The sequence below is a fragment of the Streptomyces sp. CNQ329 genome, assembly GCF_000482585.1.
In genome coordinates this window covers 403,323-424,726 of the sequence record NZ_AXVU01000001.1, presented here as the reverse complement: position 1 = coordinate 424,726, position 21,404 = coordinate 403,323, and the positions used below count along the sequence as shown (strand labels likewise).

Sequence of the window (21,404 nt, the reverse complement as noted above, 5' to 3'; positions counted from 1 at the left end):
AATATCCCGGGCTCCACCGCCGGGGACCGGGCCCCAGCCGGTCACCCGGACGAGTGACCCGGGAGGGGAGGGCAGCGGACGGTGGCGACGGCGGCGCGCAACCGGCCCGTGCCTGAAGGGATCTGTCTCGCCCATGTACGCAGCATCGGCATCCGCGTCCGCACCCGTCCGTACGGTACGCCCGCCGGGCCCGCACCGGACCGCCGCCGGCGGCGGTCCGTTCCTCGACCCGGGCCGCGCACCGGCAGCCGGCGCACGCCTGCGACAGCTTCCCGCCACCGCACGCCGCCCGGTCAGCGGGCGGCTCGACCTGACCGGCCCGCAGGGGGCGCTGCTGCGCGCGGCCATCGAGTCGGTGCACCGCGTGGTCCCGGACTTCCATCCCGTGCAGGTGCTGCGCCGCAGCAGCCGCACCGTGCTGCTGGTCGGCTCCACGGGCCGGACCACGGCGGTGGCGAAGTGCCTGGTCGACCGGTCAGCCGCGCGGGTGGAGAGGCTCCGGCACGAAATAGCCGCCTACCGCACGTTCGTCCGGGCCCGCCCGCCGGTGCGGGTGCCGCGGCTGATCGCCGCCGACCCGGAGAAATGCACGCTCGTCATCGAACGCACCCCCGGCCGCGCGGCGGCGCTCCAGCGGCACCCGCTGGAGGTCCCGCCGCACGCCGACGTGCGCGCGACGCTCGCCGCGCTGGTACGGATCGGGATGTGGCGCCCCCCCGCCGGCGCGTTCGGCGCACCGCTCGACTACGGCTCGCAGCTCGGCCGGTACCACGAGCTCGGCCTGCTCACGGACCGCGACATGGGCGACCTGCAGACGCTGCTGCACGGCATCGGCCCCGGGCACCTGCAGTTCTGCCACGGCGACGCGCTGCTGTCGAACGTGCTGCTGTCCCCCGCGGGCCCGGTTCTCGTCGACTGGGAACAGGCCGGCTGGTATCTCCCGGGGTACGACCTCGCGACGCTCTGGGCGGTGCTGGGCGAGGGCTCGCCCGCGCGCAGGCAGATCAGCCAGCTCGCGCAGGCAGGCGGAACGGTTCACCGGGACGGGTTCCTGGTCAACCTGATGCTCGTACTGGTCCGGGAGGCCCGTACCTACGAGGCCGCCGTGCAGCGGGCGATGAAGGACCCCGCGCCGCCGGTGGGCGTGCACAGCGGGATGACCGCCGGGGAGGAGCACCGGCTGCTGCTGCGCAGGCTCCACGACGATGTGCAGATGGCGCGCCGCGCGGTGCGGGCGGCGGTCGGAACGCGGTGAGCACGGCGGGGTGGCGCTCCGCGGCACCGCCGCCCCGACCCGCTCGCCGCGGCTCTGCGCCAACGGCCCGACGTGCGGCGACTCGCCACCGAAATGATTGACGCTCTGTCAGGCCGGCCGGTAGTGCTGGGTGATCGTTCGCCTGCACACCCCGGAGGACCCCGTGCCAGGACGCCTCGCGCGCCGTACCGCGGCCACCGCCGTCCTCCTGTCGCTGCTCGCCGCGGGCGCACCCGCGGCGAGCGGCGCGGACGCCGGCAAGGGCTCGCTCCAGGCGTCGTTCGCCGAGGCAGCGCGGCAGTACGGGGTGCCGGAGAACGTGCTGCTGGGGGTGGCGTACCTGGAGTCACGCTGGGAGACGCACGGCGGTGCGCCGAGCGTGGCGGGCGGGTACGGGCCGATGCACCTGACGGACCTGCGCGCGGCGGCGGGCAAGGACGGCGGGCGGGGGACGCAGACGGTGCAGCGCGCGGCGCGGCTGTCCGGGATTCCGGCGGCGCGGCTCCGTACGGACCCCGGCGCCAACGTGCGCGGCGGCGCGGCGCTGCTCGCCGACCACGGACGCCGCCTGGGCGCGGAGCGGGGGGACGGGGCGGCCGGGTGGTACGCCGCGGTGGCGGCGTACGCGCAGGCCCCGGACGCGGCGACGGCGCGGGTGTTCGCCGACGAGGTGTACGGGGTGCTGCGCACGGGCGCGCGCCGTACCACCGACTCGGGCGAGACCGTCACGCTCCCGGCCGGCGCCGCCGCCCGTACCGCCGCCGCCCCCGCCGCCCACCGGGCGGACCCCGCAGGGGCCGAGTGCCCGCCCGAGCTGGCCTGCGAGTGGCTGCCCGCGCCGTACGAGGTCTACGAAGGGAAGGACGGCAAGCCCGACTACGGCAACCACGACAAGGCCCGCCGCCCCCACGACCAGCGCGTCCGCTACATCGTCGTGCACGACACCGAGGGCGGTTACGACGGTTCCGTCCAGGCCGTGCAGGACCCCGCGTTCGTCTCCTGGCACTACACGCTGCGCTCGTGGGACGGCCATGTCGCCCAGCACGTCCGCACCTCGGACGTGGCCTGGCACGCGGGCAACTGGCAGGTCAACGCGCAGTCCATCGGCCTGGAGCACGAGGCGCGGCTCGCCGACCCGGACGCCTGGTTCACGGAGGCGATGTACCGCTCGTCCGCGCGGCTGGTGCGCCATCTGGCACAGGCGTACGACGTACCGCTGGACCGGCACCACATCATCGGCCATGACAACGTCCCCGCCCGCGACCCGGAACACCTCCCCGGCATGCACACCGACCCCGGCCCGTACTGGGACTGGGCGCACTACTTCGACCTGCTCGGCGCACCGCTGGAGCCCGCCGCGCAGAGCGACGGCCGGATCGTGACGATCCGCCCCGACTACCGCACCCACCGCCCCGCCTACACCGCCTGTACGCAGGACGCCGCGGCCCCCTGCCCGCCCCACGGCTCCGGAGCCGTCCGCCTCCGCACCCGGCCCGCGCCCGGCGCCCCGCTGGTCGGCGACCCCGGACTGCACGGCGGCGCCCCCTCCTCCACCGGCGTCAACGACACCGGAGCCCGCGCCTCGACGGGCCAGCAGTTCGCCGTCGCCGACCGCCGCGGCGACTGGACGGCGATCTGGTACCGGGGCCGGAAGGCCTGGTTCCACAACCCCGCCTCCGCCCCCACGGCGATCGCGGGCGCCGGCGCCACCCTCACCCCGCGTGCCGGCGCAGGCCCCGTACAGGTCCACGGCCTCGCGCTCCCCGAGGCGTCCGCGTACCCCGAGGGCGTGGAGCCGGTGCGGCCCCGCCCTCTGCCCTACGTGCTGCGCCCCGGCCAGCACTACGTCCTCGGCGGCACCCTGCCCGGTGAGTACTTCCACGCCCCCGGCCTCACCGGCGGAACCGGCGCCGCGAGCCGCGTGATCCGGGGCCGCACTCTGTGGCACCAGATCCAGGTGGGCCACCGGATCGGGTACGTGAAGGCGGCGGAGGTGACCGTGGTGCGGCCCCGGGGCGGCGGTCAGCCGAACGTGTAGGTGCGTCCCGCGCGTGCGTTCAGGGTCTCCTCCCCGCCGGGGAGGAGGTCGCTGCGCAGGGTGAGTTGGCGCGTTTGGGAGGCGTGCAGGACGATCCGGGTGGCCCGGCCGTCTTCCCAGGTGATGTCGAGCGTCGCGCCGCCGCGGGCGCGCAGGCCGGTCACCGAGCCGGTGGGCCAGGCGCCGGGGAGTGCGGGCAGTACGTCGATGGGGCCGTGCTGGCTCTGGAGCAGCATTTCCGCGATGCCGGAGGTGGCGCCGAAGTTGCCGTCGATCTGGAACGGCGGGTGGGTGTCCCACAGGTTCGGCAGCGTGGAGGACTTGAGCTGTTCGCTGAGCATCTTGTGGGCGTGGTCGCCGTCGGTGAGCCGGGCCCAGAAGTTGATCTTCCAGGCTTTGCTCCAGCCGGTGCCGCCGTCACCGCGCGCGGTCAGCGACACCTTCGCCGCCTCCGCCCACCGGCTTCCGGTTTCGATCTGCCGCCCCGGGTGCAGGGCGAAGAGATGCGAGACGTGCCGGTGGTCGTTGTTCTGGTCGTCCAGGTCCGCCTTCCACTCCTGCAACTGCCCCCACGAACCGATCCGCAGCCCCGGGTCCAGATCGGCCAGGGCCTGCTCCAGCCGCTCGCGGAACACACGGGCGTCGCCCAGCGTCCGGGCGGCTTCGAGGGTGGACGTGAACAGATCGTACACGATCTGCTGGGACATCGACGCCCCGGCGGTGAAGTCGCCCTGCTCGGGGGAGTAGCTGGGGGTGACGACGAGTGCGCCGTCACGCGGGTCGGTGCGCAGGTTCGCGAGCCAGAACTCGGCGGCCTCCTTCATCACCGGGTACGCGGTGGTGCGCAGGTAGTCCGTCGAGCCGCTGAAGCGGTAGTGCTCGTACATCTGCTGGGTCAGCCAGGCGGCGGCCTCGGGGAACCAGAAGGAGGTCGCCCAGTCGTGCACGCCGGTGAAGCCGTACGGGTTGGTCTCGTTGTGCACGACCCACCCGTCGCTGCCGAACAGCTCCTTCGCGGTGACCCGGCCGGGAGCGCGCAGGGCTTCGACGAAGTCGTCGTACGGGGCGGTGGTCTCGGCGAGGTTGGTGATCTCGGCCGGCCAGTAGTTCATCTGCAGGTTGATGTTGACGTGGTAGTCGGCGCTCCACGGCGGGTTGGTGACGTTGTTCCAGACGCCCTGGAGGTTCGCCGGCGTCGACCCGGGCCGTGAGGAGGCGATCAGCAGGTAGCGCCCGTACTGGAAGAACAGCGCCTCCAGCGCCCGGTCCGCCGCCGAGCCGCTTCCGTACCCCGCCAGCAGAGCATCGGTCGGCACGTCCGGCACCTGCCCGCCGACGTCGAGCGCGACCCGGTCGAAAAGCCTGCGGTGATCGGCGACATGGCGCTGCACCAGCTTGGCGTAGGGCGAGCGGGCCGCCCGGTCGACGGCGCGCCTGACGCTCTCGTGCGGGTCGGGGCCGCGGTAGTCGGGGTAGGTGTCGGCGTAGTCCGTACCGGCGGCCAGGACGAACCAGGCCGCGTCTGCTCCGCTCACGGTCAGTGTGCCGTCTCCGGCCGTGACCCTGCCGCCGTCCGTGAGGAGGCGGATCTGCGTCTCGAAGACCAGCCCGTTGTCCTCCAGCGCACCGCGGATCGTCAACCGGTCGCCGCTCGCGGTCGCCTGGAAGTCGTTGCGCGGCGAGGTGTAGCGCAGGGTGAACGACACCCGCTCCGGCCGGTCCGCGCTCAGCCGGCCCACGGCCACCGCGTCCGGGTACGAGACGAAGAACTCCCGCAGGTGCCGGGCCCCCTCGTGCTCGTACGCGACGGTGGCGACGGCCCGTCGCAGGTCGAGCCCGCGGCGGTACGAGCCGTCGGCGGCGTCCGGTGCGGCGGCCAGGTCGAGCCTGAGGTCGCCGAGCACCTGGTAGGCGCCGAAGCCGTGCTTGGGCTGGCCCAGCTCCGCGGCGACGGCCTCCGGGGCGAGCCGCCCCTCCGCGTCGATCCGGTCCTGCACCGCGGCCAGTGCGCCGGGCCGCGGTTGCGTCCAGTTGCCGAAGTCGTAGCCGGAGGAGCCGGGGCCGCCGGTCCACAGCGTCTTCTCGTTGAGCGTGAGCTGCTCGGAGGCGAGCGTGCCGAACACCCCGACGCCCAGCGCCCCGTTGCCCAGGGGCAGCGACTCGCGCTCCCAGTCGGCGGCGGGCTTGCCGTACCAAAGGGTCAATTCATCGGAGGTGTCACTGGAATCGGAAGCAGCCGCCTCCCCGGAGAAGACAGCCGGTCCCACAGCTATCGCGCCTGCGGCACCGATAGCGGACTTGACAGTGGTTCTTCGCGAGATGCCCTCAGTCATGCCGCGTCACGCTAGAGGTCCGATGACTGGGTGACAAGATATCGCGCAGCGCCGGACTTGCGCCGGAGAGGGGGTGGTGCGGGAGGAGCGCCGGAGCGGGGGCGGTCGTCAGCCCTGCCGGAACAACTCGGCGGGCAGCGGCTTGAGCAGCGCGTACAGATCCTCGGAGATCGGCCGGTCCCACGCCGCGATGGTGACGAGCACGTGGTCGCTGCGGTCGAACTGCACGCAGGAGACGCGGCCCTCGGAGAGCTTCAGGCGGCGCACGATCAGCAGATTGTCCCCCTGCATCACGGGCGCGTCCTCGACCCCGGTGACGGTCACCGGCTCCTCGTGCTCCAGCGCCAGGAGCAGTTGCGCCACCTCGAAGGGCGGCTGGCCCTCGGGCACGTCGCGCGCGGGCGAGCCTTCCGGCAGATTACCGATGATCATTGCGGGGCCCCGGCCGCCGAACAGGTCGTACCGCAGAAAGACCCCCTGGCAGCTTCCGTCGGGCCCGGGCAGCAGGCCGGCGCCGAGGTCGCCGGGCCAGTCGCCCGGGTCCATGGCCAGGACGTCGAAGTCCGGGCCCGCGGGCTTGGCGGCGCTGCTGCGGCGGCGGAGAAATGCCATGCACCAATCGTACGGGTCCCGCGGCACCGCCGGCCCCCGGGGCGGCCTCCGCCGTCATGCAGCTCCGGGCATTGCCGGAAGCGGCATACGCCGGCCGCTACGCGAGTAGTGTCTCCCCGTCGATGACAGAGGAGGGGCGGATGGCGGAGGCCGGGGGCTTGCTGCGGGGACCGGAGGTGTGGGCGTACGTGCTGGACGGGCACGAACGCCTGCGCATCGCGCTGACAGAGCTCACCGAGGGAAAGGAGCGCGAATCGTCCAGGCTGCCGGGCTGGACACGCGCGCACGTGCTGTCGCACGTCGAAGGGATCGGCCGGGCGCTCACCCGCCAGGCGCGCTACGCCCTGAAGGGCGAGCTGATCGAGGTGTACGACGGCGGCCGGCCGGCCCGCGACGCGGGCATCGAGGCGGGTGCGGTACGAAGCGCCGCGGAGTTGACCGCGGCGGTCACGGCCACCCTGGCGGAGGCGGAGGCCGTCTGGGGGTCGGTGGCGGACACGGACTGGGACAAACCGGTGCGCTACCGCGACGGCGACCTGCGAGGGGCCCTGCACTGCTGGTGGCGCGAGCTGGAGGTGCACACCGCCGACGCACGTCTGGCGACCTGCTCGGCGGCCTGGCCGCGCGAGCTGTGCCTGCACCTCTTCGAGTTCCTCGCGCCGCGAGCGCCCGCGGGGCTCACACTGGTCGAATCGGACGGGCCCGTTCGGCACACCTTCGGCGCCGCCGGCGGCGTGACCGGCGGCGAGGACCCCACCGGCCGTGCGCCGGTGATCAGGGGCCGGCTCACGGACCTCACCGCGTGGCTGGCGGGCCGCCAGCCGCACCACCGGCTCGACGGCAGGCTGCCCGAACTGGGCCCCTGGCCGTGACCCGGACCGTGGACCTCCGGCGGTCCGGCCTCACGGCCGTACCGCCGGAGGTGTGCCGGGAGACGGACGCCGAAGTGCTCGTCCTGGCCGACAACGAGCTGACACACGTCCCGGACGGTATCGCCGCCCTGACCCGCCTGCACACCCTGGACCTGGGGCACAACGCGCTCACCGCGGTGCCCGAGGCCCTCGGGTCCCTGCCCGCCCTCTCCCGCTGCCTGTACCTGCACGACAACCGGCTGACCCGGCTGCCCGCCGCACTCGGCCGCCTGCACGAACTGGCCTACCTCAACGTCGGCGAGAACCCCCTCGAAGCACTGCCCGCGGAACTGGGCGCGATGACGGGCCTGCTGGAACTGCGCGCGCAGCACTGCAGGCTGACCGGGTTGCCGGAGTCGCTGGGGCGGCTGTCCTCGCTGCGCGAGCTGTGGCTGCGCGGCAACGCGCTCACGGCGCTGCCCGGCTCCCTGGCGGGGCTGCACGGACTGCGCGAGCTGGAGTTGCGCGAGAACGCGCTGCGGGCCGTGCCCGACGCACTGGCCGGGCTGCCGCTGCTGCGCCGCCTGGATCTGCGGGCCAACGCGATCGGCGACGTGCCGCCGTGGCTGGCGGACCTGCCCGCGCTCGAAAAGCTGGACCTGCGCTGGAACGGGGTCGAGGGGACCGAAGCCCCGCTCGCGGCCTTGCGCGAGCGGGGCTGTGCCGTGCTGGCGTGACGGGTCAGGTCAGGTCGAACTCGCCGTCACGGGCGCCGAGGACGAAGGCACGCCACTCCCCCGGGGTGAAGATCAGCGCGGGCCCTTCCGGGTTGCGCCCGTCGCGCATGGCGATGTACCCCTCCACGAAGGCGATCTCGACGTCCCCCACCCCCTGGCTGCTCGACTGCCACGTGGCGCCTGTCAGATCGAGCTGCGGTTTCCCGCTGCCCGCCGCCGGCTGTTGAGTGGTGCTGTTGGCCACGTCCTGCTCCTCCCGGTGAGCGTCGTCCGAAGCCAGGGTATCCACGACGGAGGGCGACGGAACAGGACACGATAGGGGGACCGGGGACACGGCAGGCAGCGGCCGGGCGCCCCCGTTCAGGCCCCGGCCTCGCCGGCGGTGGCGGCGAGGTCGGCGACGACGGCGCAGTGGTCCGACGCCCACACCCCGTCGACCGGCGCGGCACCGGCCCGCCGCACCTGGCGTACGTGCCCCTCCCCCACCGGACCCGGCGGCCCGACCAGCACGTAGTCGATCCGCGCATCCCACTCCAGGATCCGCGCCGCATGCGGGTTGGCCAGATCCCACGTCTGTCCGGGGGTCCCCGGGCGGGCGTAGCGCCAGGCGTCGTAGAGCACCTGCCCGCGCACGGCGGGTGCGGTCTTCGTACCGGACAGCCGCCGCATCTCGTCGGAGTCCGGCTCGGCGTTGAAGTCGCCGGTGACCACGGGCGGGAAGTCCCCGTCGCCGCGCCGCTCACCGACGAACCGGGCGAGCGCCGAGACCTGCGCAAGGCGGGTGGCGGAGGCGTGGGCGTACGAGATCAGATGCGTGGTGAAGAACGGCACCTCCACCCCGCCGGGCGCGGCCACGCGCACGTACAGCGCCTGCTGGCCGTCCGGTTCCTCCTCGCCCGCGGGCAGCACGACGGTCTCCCGCTCGGTGATCGGCCAGCGGCTCAGCACGGCGTTGCCGACGTCGATCGTGGGGTCGTCGATACGCCGCTGCCACCGTCCGGGCTGGGGCGAGGGAGCCCAGGCCCAGTTCATGCCCAGCTCGTTGGCGAGCCATCCGGCGAGGTTGTCGGTGCCCCGGCCCCAGACCTCCTGCAGTCCGACGACGTCGGGCCGTTCCTCGCGGAGGGTGTGCAGGATGGCCTTGGTCCGCTCCTGCCACGGCCCGAAGCGCCACCAGAGATTCCAGGTCATGACGCGGATCATGCGTTCGCATCCCTACGACGGGCCGGCTTTCCGATCACAGGCTATCTCTCCGGGCCCGGGATGAGGCGTGGGAGTCACGTGGATGAAGCCGATCGGGCGGGCGCGGAACCCGGATGTGGACGCGCCGGCGTCCACCCGCTCCCGGCAGCCGCCGTCGTGCGGCGGTCTTGACAGCGGGAATGCCCTGGAAGAAAGTTCCACCGTTCGTGCGGCGCTCGGAAGGATTCTTTCAGGAGGGGTCGGAATCATGGCGGACGCACCGTCTGGCAGAGGATGGGATCAGTTGGGCCGGCGGCGCTTCACCGCCGGTGCACTCGCTACCGGAGGTGCGCTCTTCGTGGTCCCCGGCTCCACCGGACTTCCCGCTCACGCCGCGGAGGCATCGGCCGGTGCGCCCGTGCTCCGGCGCGGCAGCGCCGCGCGGGCCGGGCTGCTGGAGCCGCATCTGCGGCAACTGGTCGCCGACGCCGAGACGTTCCTCGGTCCCTCGCCGACGCACCCGTGGTACGCGGGCGCGGTGATTCTCGCCGGCCGCGGGCGGACCGTCGCGCTGGAGCGGGCGATCGGGAAGGCCGTGCGCTACCAGGCGTACGACGAGACGACCGACACGGGTGTCGAGCTGCCGCAGGAGGAGCAGGTCGACATGTCGATGGACACCGTCTTCGACCTCGCGTCGGTCTCCAAGCTCTTCACCTCTCTGCTGGCGGTGCAGCAGATCGAGCGCGGAGCCCTCGCCCTCGACGCGACCGTGGCCTCCTATCTCCCCGAGTTCGGCGCGGCGGGCAAGCAGGACGTCACCGTCCTCCAACTGCTCACGCACACCTCCGGGTTCACCTCCTGGATTCCGCTGTACGCGGAGCCGACGTGGGAGGCCAAGCTCGCCCGGCTGTGGCGGGAGGCGCCGGTCAACCCGCCGGGGACCACGTACCTCTACTCCGACCTCAACCTGATCAGCCTCCAGCTCGTGCTGGAGAAGATCACCGGCAAGACGCTGGACCGTCTCCTCGCCGAGGAGATCACCGGACCCCTCGGCCTGCGCCACACCCGCTACAACCCGCCCCCCACGTGGCTTCCGCGCATCGCCGCGACCGAGGACGCGCGCAGGCCGTGGTCGGGGCTGGACCGCGGGATGGTGCGCGGGGAGGTGCACGATGAGAACGCGTACTCCTTCGGCGGGGTCGCCGGCCACGCCGGACTCTTCTCCACCGCGTGGGACCTGGCGATTCTCTGCCGCACCCTGCTGAACGGCGGGGCGTACGGGCGGACTCGGATCCTGAAGCGGGAGTCGGTGGAGCTGATGTTCACCGATTTCAACACGGACTTCCCGGGTGACGAGCACGGGCTCGGCTTCGAGCTGTACCAGCACTGGTTCATGGGCGCCATGGCCACCCCGGGGTCCGCGGGGCACACCGGCTTCACCGGCACGGCGCTGGTCGTCGACCCGACGACCGACACCTTCCTCGTCCTCCTCGGCAACTCGGTGCATCCCGTGCGCAACTGGCGTACGGGCAGCGCCCCGCGGGTGGCCGCGGGCACGAACCTGGCGCGAGCGGTGGCGGTACGGCCGGAGGACGGGCGTAAGGCATGGTTCGGCGGGATGGCGAACCAGAAGACGTCGACGCTCACCCTGCCCGAGGTGACGGTGCGCGATCCGCGGGCGTCGCTGGAGTTCGCCCTCTGGTGGGACACCGAGCCGCAGTGGGACAAGGTGCACCTGGAGGTGTCGGCGGACGACGGCGGCACGTGGGAGCCGGTGCCGTTCACAAGCCGCCGGCCGCGCGGTGGGGGCGGCGGCGGAGACGTGCGCGAGCACGCGGACGGCACGGCGGACGGGTGGTCCGGGCGGATGTGGCACCGGGCGTCGGCCGGGCTCGGCGGATGGCGCGGGCGGCCGGTGCGGCTGCGGTGGCGCTATGCGACGGACCGGCAGTACGTGGGGCGCGGGGTGTACGTCGACGACGTACGGGTGACGGACGGGCACCGGGTGCTGTTCGACGACGGGCGCCGCGGGGACGCGGAGCGGGTGGAGCTGGACGGCTGGACGGCGTCGGCGGACTGAGCGCGCGGGCGCGCTACCTTCCCAGCGCCGCCATCGCCGCGTTGTGGCCCGGGATCCCGCTCACTCCCCCGCCCCGCACCGCGCCGGCCCCGCACAGCAGCACGTTCGCGTGCCGCGTCTCCACGCCCCAGCGGCCCGTCTCCTCCGTCGCGTACGGGAAGGCCAGCTCGCGGTGGAAGATGTTGCCGCCCGGGAGCCGCAGGTCGTGCTCCAGATCGAGCGGGGACTTCGCCTCGATGCAGGGGCGGCCTTCGGCGTCGGTGGCGAGGCAGTCGGCGAGCGGTTCGGCGAGGTGGGCGTCGAGCTGGGCGACCGTGGCGCGCAGCAGCGCTTCCCGGGTGGCGTCGTTGTCGTCGGCGAACAGCCGCGCCGGGGCGTGGAGACCGAAGAGGGTGAGGGTCTGGTAGCCGTCGCGGACGAGGTCGTCGGCGAGGATCGACGGATCGGTCAGCGAGTGGCAGTAGATCTCGGACGGCGGCGCCTGCGGCAGGGCGCCGGCGGCGGCTTCCCGGTAGGCGGTCTCCAGGTCCGCGTAGCCCTCGGCGATGTGGAACGTACCGGCGAACGCCAGCCGGGGGTCGACACGCTCGTCACGCAGCCGCGGGAGCCGTCGCAGCAGCATGTTCACCTTGAGCTGCGCGCCCTCGGGGCCGGGCCGCGGCGGCTCCTCACCGAGCAGCGCGGCGAGGGCGGCGGGCGAGGCGCCGACGAGCACGGTGCGGGCGGCGACGCTGCCCTCGCCGTCCGCCGTCCGGTAGGTGACCTCCGCCCGTTCGCCGTCCGTGTGCAGGGCGACGGCCTCGTGACCGGTGGCGATCCGCGCGCCCGCGGAGCGGGCGGCGTCCGCGAGGGCGTCGCTGAACGCGCCCATGCCGCCGACGGGCACGTCCCAGTCGCCGGTGCCGCCGCCGATGACGTGGTAGAGGAAACAGCGGTTCTGGGCGAGGGACGGGTCGTGGGCGGAGGCGAAGGTGCCGATGAGCCCGTCGGTGAGCACGACACCGCGCACGAGGTCGTCGGCGAAGGTCTCCTCGACGGTCTCGCCGAGGGGGCGCTCGAAGAGCGCGCCCCAGGCGGCGGGGTCGCCGATCCGGGCCTCCAGCTCGCCGCGGTCCGGCAGCGGCTCGGTGAGGGTGGGGAAGACGCGCTCGGCGACGCGCTGCGTCATGCCGTAGAACCGCTGCCAGGCGTCGAACTCGCGGTCGCCGCCGGTCAGGGCGGCGAAGGACTCCCGGGTGACGGAGCCCGGGTCGGTCTCGACGAGGAGGCCGGTGGGACGCCCGCCGCGTACGGCGGGGGTGTAGGAGGAGACGGCGCGCTTGCGCACGGCGAAGGCGAGCCCGAGGTCGTCGACGATGGCGCGGGGAAGGAGGCTGACGAGATACGAGTAGCGCGAGAGCCGGGCGTCGACACCGGGGAACGTGCGGGCGGAGACGGCGGCCCCGCCGGTGTGGTCCAGCCGCTCCAGGACGAGTACGGACCGTCCGGCACGGGCGAGGTAGGCGGCGGCGACGAGGCCGTTGTGACCGCCGCCGACGACGACGGCGTCGTAGCTGCTGCGCAAGGACATGGCTCTTGGTAACACGGAAGATCGCTCCGGGCCAGGGGACACGTGAGCGGCACGGGCAGCGACCGGGGCCGGGCGTGACCACCGTCGCGTGGCCGGGGTCTGCGGTGGGGCCGGGGCGACGGCGCGTGCCCGGCGGGGCCGCCGGGCGGCGGGTCCGCCTCAGCCCGACGCCCTGCGGGAGGCCGCCAGGCGGTAGACCTCCGCCGCTTCCGCCGTGCGGCCCATCTGCTCCAGGCAGTGCGCCTCGTCGTGCCGGCTCGACAGGGTCTCCGAGTGGCTGGCGCCCAGCGTGCGTTCGCGGGCACGGGCCACCTCGCGGTGGACCGTCAGCGCCTCCGGCCAGCGGCTCAGCCAGCCCAGCGCGACGGCGATCTCGCGACGGCCGGCGAGGGTGTCGGCGTGTTCCGGGCCGAGGACCCGTTCGCGTACGGCGGTGACCTCGCGGGCCTCGGTGAGCGCGTCGTGCCAGCGGCCGAGGCGGCCGAGGGTGACGCAGCGGATGTGGCGGGCGCGCAGCGTCTCGGGGTGGCGGGTGCCGAGGGTCTGGGTGCGGTCGGCGATCAGCGCCTCGTAGTGGGCGAGGGCTTCCTCGTGCCGGCCGAGGCGCCCCAGGCAGATGCCCGCCTCGTAGCGCGCGGCCTGGGTGTCGGGGTGCTCGGGGCCGAGGGTGGCGGCGCGGGCGGCGGCGACCTCGCGGTACGTCGCGAGGGCCTGCTCCCAGTGGCCGAGGCTGCCCAGGGCGTGGCCGACCTCGTAGCGGGTGACGAGGGTGTCGGGGTGGTCGGCGCCCAGGACGCGGGTGCGCACGGCGGTGACCTCGCCGGCGACGCGGTAGGACTCCTCGTAGCGGCCGAGGCGGCTGAGGGTGTACGCGAGGTTGTGGCGGCAGCGCAGGGTGTCGGGGTGCTCGTAGCCCATGGTGCGCTCGCGGTCGGCGAGCACGCCGCCGTAGACCTCCAGCGCCTCGGCGTGCCGGCCCAGTTGCCCGAGGGCGTACGCGGTCTCCTGCCGGACGGCGAGGGTGTCGACGTGCTCCCGGCCCAGGCGCCGCTCCCTGCCCGCCGCGGCGGTACGGAACTCCTCCAGCGCCTCCGCGGTGCGGCCGAGGCGGGCCAGGCACAGGCCGGTCTGGTGGCGGCTGGCCAGGGTGTCGGGGTGGTCGCCGCCGAGCGCCGCGGCGCGTTCTGCCGCGAGGGCGCGGTGGGCGGCGGCGGCCTCTTCCCAGCGGCCGAGCCGGGCGAGGCTGACGGCGGCGTCGTACCGTCCGGCGAAGGCGTCGAGCACCTGCTGGGGCGCGGCGGGCCGGCCGGGCGGAAAGGTGGGGGGCGCGTAGGGGTGCGGCGGGTGGGTGGAGTGGGGCGGGGTGTGGGAGGAGGGGGGCGCGTGCGAGAAGGGATGGTGCCCGGTGTGGGGGGCGCCGGGGGCCGCCCCGGCGGAGCCGGGGCCGTAGGCGTTGGCCACCGCCGGCGTGCCGCCGGGGGCGGCGGCGGGAGGGCCGGGCACGGCCGCGCCGGGCCCCGTGCCCCGTTCCGGCCACGCGTGCGCTGCCGTCGTCGTGGCGGGTGCCGTGCCGTTGGTCGGGGGCCAGGTGCGCAGCAGCGCGTCTTCCGGACGGCCGGGCGGGGTGGTGCGGGTGGCGCGTACGGAGCGGGCGCCCGTCGTCATACCCGCCGCCCACCCCGGGAGTCCCGCCTCGCCGCTCTCCCCGTTCTTCCGGTTCTCGCGGTTCTCGCCGCTGTTCCCGTGTCCCGCCTCCTGGCCGGCCGGGCCCGGTCCCGGGCCGTTCCCGCGCCCCGGGCCCGCCGCCTGCGCCGCGGCGCGGCTCCCCCGCAGCCGGGCCGAGACGTCGCCCGCATCCGCGGGGCGGTCCTCCGGAGCCTTGGCGAGCAGGTCGAGGACCACCTGTTCGAGCGGCTCCGGGATCTCCGGGCGGTGCGTACGCAGCGGCTCCGGCGGGGTGTCCCGGTGGCCGACGAGGATCGCCCAGGCGTCGTCCATGTCGAACGGGGGTACGCCGGTGGCGAGTTCGTACAGCACACAGCCCAGCGAGTACAGGTCGCTGCGGTGGTCGATGCCCCCGCCCCCGGAGATCTGCTCGGGCGACATGTAGTGCGGGGTGCCCATGGCCATGCCCCCCGCGCCGGTGAGACGGGAGGTGAAGCCGATGTCGTGCGCGAGGCGGGCGATGCCGAAGTCGAGGATCTTCACGGTGCCGTCACCGAGCCGCATGATGTTCGCGGGCTTCAGGTCGCGGTGGACGACGCCCTGGTCATGGGTGTAGGCGAGCGCGGCGGCGACCTGCTCCGCGATGTCGATGATCTCCTCGACCGGCAGCGGCCGATGCCCGCCGGCCTCCAGCAACTGGCTGAGGTTGCGCCCCTGCAGCAGCTCCATGACGAGGTACAGCACGCCCTCGTCCTCGCCGAAGTCGTGCACGACGGTGACGCCGCGGTGCTGGAGCAGCGCCGCGACGCGGGCCTCGCGGCGGAAGCGTTCCTGTATCGCCGTGGAGAGAGGGTGTCCCTGGCGGTGCGGCCCCGCGGGCTTGAGGCACTTGACGGCGACACGGCGGCCCAGCGACTCGTCGCGGGCCTGCCAGACCTCGCCCATGCCGCCGCGGCCCAGAAGTTCGAGGAGCCGGTAGCGGCCCTGGATCAGCCTGGTCTCCGCCATCTCCCCCTGCCGCCCCCGTTGTCGCCGCCTCGTCGTCACTCTCGGCTGTTACCCGTGGCCTTATCCCCCGACTCGTCCAGTATGGCTGCCGTTCGTACGAGCGTGGAAGGCGAGGGCCGCGAGGAGGGGCCGAGGCGATCCATGGCTTTCAGGATGTTTCGCGGCGGCAGCCGCCACCGCAGCCCGGCCGGTACGGCCCGCAGAAGGGCGGCCGTCGCGCGCAGTCTGCGGTCGACCACGGCGGCCGGGGGCGCGGGACGGCCGTAGAGGCGGTGGGCTGACTCCGGCAGGGTGGCGTAGGCGAGGCCGGCGATCCGGCGCCAGAGCAGGCGGCGGGCGGGGACGAGGAGCGCGTGGACCGGTGGGCGGCGCAGAAAGGCGTCGACGTCGGCGGATTCGGGCGTGGCGGCCAGCTCGGAAGCCACCCGATCGAAGTACACCGCGAGGGCGGCGGTGTCACCGGGGACGGCGGCGGGGTCGAGGCCGACGAGGCGGGCGGCGGTGCGCTGTTCGCGTATGTACGCGTCGGCGTACGCGTCGGGGATCGTCAGGCCGGAGCGGCGGGCGACGTGGAGGTAGGAGTCGATCTCCGCGCAGTGCACCCAGAGCAGCAGCGCGGGCTCGTCCACGCGGTAGCGCGCGCCGGTGGCGGGGTCGACGGCGCCCAGGCGGCGGTGGATGCCGCGGACGCGCGCCCCGGCGCGTTCCGCGGCGGGGGCGGCGGCGTAGGTGACGGTGCCGACGAAGGCGGCGGTGCGCATGAGCCGGCCCCAGGCGTCGGCACGGAAGTCGGAGTTCTGCATGACGCCGCGGACGGCGCGCGGGTGCAGGGCCTGGAGGTACAGCGCCCGGACTCCGCCGATCCACATGACGGGGTCGCTGTGCAACTGCCAGGTCACGGACGCGGGCCCGAACAGCCCCGGATCCGGTTCCTCTTCGGGCACGCCCATACGGACCCCTCTCCAACGGCGCGCGGGCGCCCGCCGTGCGCCGGGTCCATTGTCACCCGCCGGGCGTGCACGCCGGGGCCCGGGGCGCCGTCCGGTCCGTGCGGGCGAGGGCCGTGTGGGTCAGGAGCCGGCGGGGAGCCGAACGCGGATCTTGGACTGGCCGTGGGGCAGCTTCTCCCAGTCGGCCATGAACTCCGCCCGCAGCCCGTGCTTCTCCGCCAGCGCCACCAGGGTCTCGGTGCGGTAATAGAAGTCCTCCCGCAGCACGTGGTGTTCTTCCGCCTCCGTGCGGTCGAAGGTGAAGTCGAACCAGCCGTCGGGCCGCAGCACCCTGCCGACGTGCGCCAGGCATTCGTCGATGACGTGCAGCGGGGAGTGGGAGAAGACACTGTGCGCGTGGACGACGTCGAAGTGGTCGTCCGGGAGGAAGGCGAAGGTGAGGTCCCGTACGGGTGTGAGGCGGGGCAGCTTGTCCTGCAGCCCGTGCCGCACGAGGGTTTCCTGGGCGGCGAAGAGGATGTCCGGGGAGATGTCGAGGCCGTAGTAGTGGCCGCCTTCCAGATAGTCGATGAAGCGCCAGCCGGCGCGCAGGTTGCCGCAGCCGATCTCCAGCATGCGGTCACCGGGCCGCAGGCCGTGCTCCACGAGGTAGTCGAACTGCATCTTTCCCAGCGCCAGCCAGCGGTCGTGCGTCCTGCTGCCCACGGCCGCCTCCGGGTCGGCGGCGGAGTCGGAGCGCATCACCGCCCGGTAGTACGCGACGTGGTCGCGGTGGCGCAGACGCAGCCAGGCGTCGCGGCCGGCGCGGGCGAGATAGCGGGGGACACGGTCCGGGTGGCGCGCGGCGTAGCGGACGCGGTGTGTCAGGGCCGTCCGATTTGCTGTCAGATTCTTCCTCGGCAAGGTGCACCTCTGGTGAATTCCGGTGTTACGGGCCGGATGGTGGCGGCAGAGTCTAGGGGCCGGAGACGACGGGAGGCACCGCCGTGAGGGCCGTTCGGGTGGCGAAGGCCCGGCCTCACTCAGGTGCGTACCTCCGACGCCCGCCCAGGGAGTGACCGGGGCCGTCGCTGCCGTGATACTGGGCAAGCCAGAGCCGATCGTCACCGGGCGCGAACGTCACCGGAGGTACACCCCATGCGAATGCTCATCAACGTGCCGGAGACCGTGGTTCCGGACGCCCTGCGCGGCATGGCCGCCGCCCACCCCGACCTGACCGTGGACGTCGAGAACCGGGTGGTGGTGCGGCGGGACGCGCCCGTCACCGACAAGGTCGGCCTCGTCTCCGGCGGTGGCTCGGGGCACGAGCCGCTGCACGGCGGCTTCGTCGGCCGCGGGATGCTCGACGCGGCGTGCTCCGGGGAGATCTTCACCTCGCCGGTGCCGGACCAGATGACGCGCGCGGCGGCGGCCGTGGACGCCGGCCGGGGCGTGCTGTTCATCGTCAAGAACTACACCGGCGACGTGCTGAACTTCGACATGGCCGCCGACCTCGCCCAGGACGAGGGGATCCAGGTCGCCAAGGTGCTCGTGGACGACGACGTGGCGGTGACCGACAGCCTGTACACGGCGGGCCGCCGCGGCGTCGGCGCGACGCTGTTCGTCGAAAAGATCGCCGGAGCCGCCGCCGAGGAGGGCGCGCCACTGGAGCGGGTGGAGGCGCTGGCCCGCAAGGTGGTGGAGTCCTCACGCAGCTTCGGCGTGGCGCTGAGCGCGTGCACGACGCCGTCCAAGGGCAGCCCGACGTTCGACCTGCCGGACGGCGAGCTGGAGCTGGGCATCGGCATCCACGGCGAGCCGGGCCGCGAGCGCCGGCCGATGATGACCTCGCGCGAGATCGCGGACGCGTCGGTGGATGCCGTGCTGGAGGATCTGCGGCCGTCGGGTCCGGTGCTGGCGCTGGTCAACGGCATGGGCGCCACCCCGCTCATCGAACTGTACGGCTTCAACGCGGAGGTGCACCGGGCGCTGACGGAGCGGGGGGTGTCCGTGGCCCGTACGCTCGTCGGAAACTATGTGACGTCGCTGGACATGGCGGGGTGCTCGCTCACGCTGTGCCAGGCGGACGAGGAGCTGCTGCGGCTCTGGGACGCGCCGGTGCGCACGCCGGGGCTGCGCTGGGGGCTGTGAGGAGAGCCGTCCCGCGGCATCGCGGGAGGCGTCCGTGCAGAAGGCCCGCGGGGGCCTGGGGAAGCAGGTACGAGAAGGGATGCAGCACGTGCTCGACGCGGAATTCTTCCGCCGCTGGATGCTCACCACCGCGGCGGCCGTCGACCGGGAGGCCGACCGCCTCACCGAGCTCGACTCGGCGATCGGCGACGCCGACCACGGCGCGAACCTGAAGCGCGGCTTCACCGCCGTGCGGACGGCCCTGGAGGAGGAGGAGCCGCAGACTCCGGGCGCGGTGCTGGTGCTCGCCGGGCGGCAGTTGATCTCGAAGGTCGGCGGCGCCTCGGGCCCGCTGTACGGCACGCTGCTGCGCGGTACCGGCAAGGCACTCGGCGACGACGCCGAGGTCACCGACGCGGCGCTGCACGCCGCCCTGGACCAGGGGGTGGGCGCGGTCGCCAAGCTCGGCGGCGCGGCGCCGGGCGACAAGACCATGCTGGACGCGCTGGTGCCGGCCGTGGCGGCGCTCGGCGACGGGTACGACGCGGCGCGGGCGGCGGCCGAGAAGGGGGCGGAGGACACCATTCCGCTGCGGGCGCGCAGAGGCCGGGCCTCGTACCTCGGCGACCGCAGCATCGGGCACCAGGACCCGGGCGCGACGTCATCGGCGCTGCTGGTCGGCGCGCTGGCCGGGACCGCGGAAGCGGTGTCGGGTGACTGAGGGCCCGCTCGTCGGCGTCGTGCTGGTCTCGCACAGTGCCACGGTCGCCGAGTCCGTGGCGCGCCTGACGGTCGCGCTGGCGGGCGTGGACACGGTGACCGTCGAGCACGCGGGCGGCACGGCGGACGGTGGGTTCGGCACCGACGCGGACCGCATCAAGGCGGCGGCGCGGGCGGCGGATCAGGGTGCGGGCGTGGGGTTGCTGGTGGACCTGGGCAGCGCCGTCCTGACCGTGAAGTCACTGGTGGAGGACGAGGAGTTGCCGCCGGAGGCACGGCTGCTGGACGCGCCGTTCGTGGAGGGCGCGGTGGCGGCGGTCGTCACGGCCTCGACGGGAGCCGGGCTGGACGCGGTGGAGGCGGCTGCGCAGGAGGCGTACGGCTACCGCAAGGTGTGAGCACCCGCCGGCGGGCCGGACCCGGGCCGGCGGGGTTCTCCGGGGCGTCCGGGACGGGAGTGCCCGGTGAGATCCCGGCGGCCGGGTTCGGGTGGGAGCGCTTGCGGCGGGGAAGGCAGTCGGTGGTACGGGCGGCGCCGGCGTGCGCCGCGGAAGTGGGCGGCGCGTGGAGGCGCCGTCGGATACGAAGGGGCGGCACCGTGAAGATAGCCGTGTTCGGCGCGGGCAGCATCGGCTGCCATCTGGGCGGCATGCTGGCGGAGGTGGCCGACGTCACCTTAGTCGGCCGGCCTGCGGCGATGGACGTACTGCGCTCCCGCGGCCTGCTGCTGACCGGCGGTGGCCGGGCGGAGCGCCGTGTGGCGCCGCACGAGGTACGTCTGGCGACCGGGCCGCAGGCCGCCGCGGGAGCGGACTACGTGCTGGTCTCCGTGAAGTCGGCGGCCACCGTGCAGGCCGCCCGTGACCTGGCCGGGCACCTCGCCCCCGGCGCGACGGTCGTGAGCTTTCAGAACGGGCTGCGCAACCCCGCGCTGCTGCGCGAAGGGCTGCCGGGGCGGGCGGTGGTGACCGGCATGGTCCCGTACAACGTGGTGCAGGCGGCGCCCGGCGTCTACCACCAGGGCACGGCGGGCTCGCTGATGCTCGACGGGGGCGAGCGCTCGGCGCCGCTGGTGGTCGCGATGGCGCAGGCGGGGCTGGAGGTGGAGCAGCGCGACGACATGCCCGACGTGCAGCACGCGAAACTGCTGATGAACCTCAACAACGCGATCAACGCGCTGTCCGGGCTTCCGCTGCGGGAACAGTTGGGGCAGCGCTCGTACCGCGCGTGCCTGGCGCTGTGCCAGCGCGAGGCGCTGGCCGCCTTCCGCGCGGCGAACGTGGCCCCCGCCCGCCTGGGCCCGGTACCGCCGGGCCTCATGCCGCTGGTGCTCCGGCTGCCGGACTGGCTCTTCCGCCGGCTGGCTGCGGCGACTCTGCGCGTGGACGCGCAGGCCCGCTCCTCGATGTGGGACGACCTCGAGCGGGGCCGCCCGACGGAGATCGACACCCTGCAGGGCGAGGTGACCGTGCTGGCGGCGCTCCACGGCACGCGGGCGCCGGCGAACGCGCGGCTGGCCGAGCTGGTCCTGGAGGCGGAGTCGCAGAAGTCGGCCGAGGCGCGGCGGTGGGGTGGCGCGGAGCTGCTGGCGGAGCTGACGGCGGCGGCGGAGCGCGACGCGGCGGGCTGACGGAGACGGCCCGCCCCGCGCTGCGCGCAGGCCCGGCGCCCCGCGCCGGGCGCCCGCCTGAGGCGTACGGCCCGGCAGGCGGCCCCGTCGCCGCGGGCGTGGGGGCCCGGCCCGTACGAAGCGGGCCTTCCCGGTCCTCCGCGCCCCGCACCCTACGTGCCCGCTGCCGCCGCCGGCTCCGCGAACCACGTCGGGCCGTCCGCCAGGGCCAGCCGGATCCGGTGGCGGGCGAACTCCTCCAGGCCCTCCGGCAGGGCCTCCGGGTCGAACCAGCCGACCTCCAGCCCCTCGTCGTCGTTGACCCGCGCCTCGCCGCCCGTGGCGCGGCACCGCAGCGTGATGTCCATGAACTGGCACTTGTCGCCGTTGGGGTACTCGGTCGGGTCCAGCCCTTCCACCGCCACGACCCGCTCCACCGCGCACACGACCCCCGTCTCCTCGTGCACCTCGCGGACCGCCGCCTGCGCCGGCTGCTCCCCCGGCTCCGGGATGCCCCCGACGATCGACCAGCGGCCCGTGTCGGCGCGCCGGTGGAGGAGCACCCGCGCGTCGTCGACGACGACGGCGCTGATGCCGGGGAGGAAGAGCAGTTGCCGGCCTGCGGTCGCGCGCAGCTCGCGGATGAAGTCGGGTGTCGCCATGGGCGCAAGCGTAAACGGGGCCC

At 74.2% G+C, this 21,404-nt stretch carries 18 protein-coding genes; 9 read left to right on the top strand and 9 right to left on the bottom strand.

Features of this window, described 5'->3' with window-relative positions:
* Positions 1 to 133: 133 nt before the first annotated feature.
* Together I003_RS0101870 and I003_RS0101865 are read left to right on the top strand one after the other, a co-directional pair.
* Entirely contained in the window at positions 134 to 1,255 is a 1,122-nt protein-coding gene (locus I003_RS0101870; RefSeq protein ID WP_027769927.1) for an aminoglycoside phosphotransferase family protein, read from the top strand.
* Between the two features lie 163 nt (positions 1,256 to 1,418).
* Positions 1,419 to 3,293: an N-acetylmuramoyl-L-alanine amidase gene (locus tag I003_RS0101865; RefSeq protein WP_027769926.1), complete on the top strand. Its 1,875-nt coding sequence runs from the start codon at positions 1,419 to 1,421 to the stop codon at positions 3,291 to 3,293.
* Here the strand turns inward: I003_RS0101865 and I003_RS0101860 are convergent.
* The gene (locus I003_RS0101860) at positions 3,278 to 5,626 is read right to left on the bottom strand and encodes a glycoside hydrolase family 95 protein (RefSeq protein ID WP_037719825.1); all 2,349 of its coding nucleotides are present in this window, start codon (positions 5,624 to 5,626) and stop codon (positions 3,278 to 3,280) included. The genes I003_RS0101865 and I003_RS0101860 overlap by 16 nt on opposite strands.
* 108 nt (positions 5,627 to 5,734) lie before the next feature.
* Positions 5,735 to 6,238, bottom strand: a complete 504-nt coding sequence (locus tag I003_RS0101855; protein WP_027769924.1) for a hypothetical protein — start codon at positions 6,236 to 6,238, stop codon at positions 5,735 to 5,737.
* A gap of 140 nt (positions 6,239 to 6,378) precedes the next feature.
* Between I003_RS0101855 and I003_RS0101850 the strand changes: the two genes are divergently transcribed.
* Both I003_RS0101850 and I003_RS0101845 read left to right on the top strand, forming a co-directional pair.
* Positions 6,379 to 7,110 carry a maleylpyruvate isomerase family mycothiol-dependent enzyme gene (locus I003_RS0101850; RefSeq protein WP_027769923.1) on the top strand — a complete coding sequence of 244 codons (732 nt, stop codon included), beginning with the start codon at positions 6,379 to 6,381 and terminating at the stop codon, positions 7,108 to 7,110.
* Between the two features lie 8 nt (positions 7,111 to 7,118).
* Positions 7,119 to 7,826: a leucine-rich repeat domain-containing protein gene (locus tag I003_RS0101845; protein WP_027769922.1), complete on the top strand. Its 708-nt coding sequence runs from the start codon at positions 7,119 to 7,121 to the stop codon at positions 7,824 to 7,826.
* Positions 7,827 to 7,830: 4 nt separating this feature from the next.
* Here the strand turns inward: I003_RS0101845 and I003_RS0101840 are convergent, their stop codons facing one another.
* Together I003_RS0101840 and I003_RS0101835 are read right to left on the bottom strand one after the other, a co-directional pair.
* Complete coding sequence (locus I003_RS0101840) at positions 7,831 to 8,070, bottom strand: DUF397 domain-containing protein (protein ID WP_027757485.1); 240 nt, start codon at positions 8,068 to 8,070, stop codon at positions 7,831 to 7,833.
* 116 nt (positions 8,071 to 8,186) lie between these two features.
* The gene (locus I003_RS0101835) at positions 8,187 to 9,029 is read right to left on the bottom strand and encodes an endonuclease/exonuclease/phosphatase family protein (RefSeq protein WP_037719823.1); all 843 of its coding nucleotides are present in this window, start codon (positions 9,027 to 9,029) and stop codon (positions 8,187 to 8,189) included.
* A gap of 247 nt (positions 9,030 to 9,276) precedes the next feature.
* Here I003_RS0101835 and I003_RS0101830 point away from each other — a divergent pair, with 247 nt between their 5' ends.
* A complete protein-coding gene (locus I003_RS0101830; RefSeq protein ID WP_027769920.1) occupies positions 9,277 to 11,088 on the top strand; it encodes a serine hydrolase in 1,812 nt (603 codons plus the stop codon).
* A 13-nt stretch (positions 11,089 to 11,101) separates the two neighbouring features.
* On the opposite strand, the gene I003_RS0101825 is transcribed toward I003_RS0101830, so the two are convergent.
* The 4 genes from I003_RS0101825 to I003_RS0101810 form a co-directional block, all read right to left on the bottom strand.
* Positions 11,102 to 12,658 carry a phytoene desaturase family protein gene (locus I003_RS0101825; protein WP_027769919.1) on the bottom strand — a complete coding sequence of 519 codons (1,557 nt, stop codon included), beginning with the start codon at positions 12,656 to 12,658 and terminating at the stop codon, positions 11,102 to 11,104.
* A 159-nt stretch (positions 12,659 to 12,817) separates the two neighbouring features.
* Positions 12,818 to 15,331, bottom strand: coding sequence for a protein kinase domain-containing protein (locus I003_RS0101820; RefSeq protein ID WP_027769918.1), 2,514 nt, complete (start codon positions 15,329 to 15,331; stop codon positions 12,818 to 12,820).
* A 35-nt stretch (positions 15,332 to 15,366) separates the two neighbouring features.
* On the bottom strand, positions 15,367 to 16,281 hold the full coding sequence (locus I003_RS0101815) for an oxygenase MpaB family protein (RefSeq protein ID WP_027769917.1): 915 nt from the start codon (positions 16,279 to 16,281) through the stop codon (positions 15,367 to 15,369).
* 120 nt (positions 16,282 to 16,401) lie between these two features.
* A complete protein-coding gene (locus I003_RS0101810) occupies positions 16,402 to 17,184 on the bottom strand; it encodes a class I SAM-dependent methyltransferase (protein WP_027769916.1) in 783 nt (260 codons plus the stop codon).
* A 234-nt stretch (positions 17,185 to 17,418) separates the two neighbouring features.
* Between I003_RS0101810 and dhaK the strand changes: the two genes are divergently transcribed.
* The 4 genes from dhaK (at position 17,419) to I003_RS0101790 (ending at position 20,740) form a co-directional block, all read left to right on the top strand.
* The gene (gene dhaK, locus I003_RS0101805; RefSeq protein ID WP_027769915.1) at positions 17,419 to 18,411 is read left to right on the top strand and encodes a dihydroxyacetone kinase subunit DhaK; all 993 of its coding nucleotides are present in this window, start codon (positions 17,419 to 17,421) and stop codon (positions 18,409 to 18,411) included.
* A gap of 88 nt (positions 18,412 to 18,499) precedes the next feature.
* Positions 18,500 to 19,111: a dihydroxyacetone kinase subunit DhaL gene (dhaL, locus tag I003_RS0101800; protein ID WP_027769914.1), complete on the top strand. Its 612-nt coding sequence runs from the start codon at positions 18,500 to 18,502 to the stop codon at positions 19,109 to 19,111.
* Positions 19,104 to 19,508, top strand: a complete 405-nt coding sequence (locus I003_RS0101795) for a PTS sugar transporter subunit IIA domain-containing protein (protein WP_027769913.1) — start codon at positions 19,104 to 19,106, stop codon at positions 19,506 to 19,508. Before dhaL ends, I003_RS0101795 begins: the two co-directional genes overlap by 8 nt.
* Positions 19,509 to 19,708: 200 nt before the next feature.
* Positions 19,709 to 20,740: a 2-dehydropantoate 2-reductase gene (locus I003_RS0101790; protein ID WP_486584048.1), complete on the top strand. Its 1,032-nt coding sequence runs from the start codon at positions 19,709 to 19,711 to the stop codon at positions 20,738 to 20,740.
* A 152-nt stretch (positions 20,741 to 20,892) separates the two neighbouring features.
* Here the strand turns inward: I003_RS0101790 and I003_RS0101785 are convergent, their stop codons facing one another.
* Positions 20,893 to 21,381, bottom strand: a complete 489-nt coding sequence (locus I003_RS0101785) for an NUDIX hydrolase (RefSeq protein WP_027769911.1) — start codon at positions 21,379 to 21,381, stop codon at positions 20,893 to 20,895.
* Between the last annotated feature and the right edge of the window lie 23 nt (positions 21,382 to 21,404).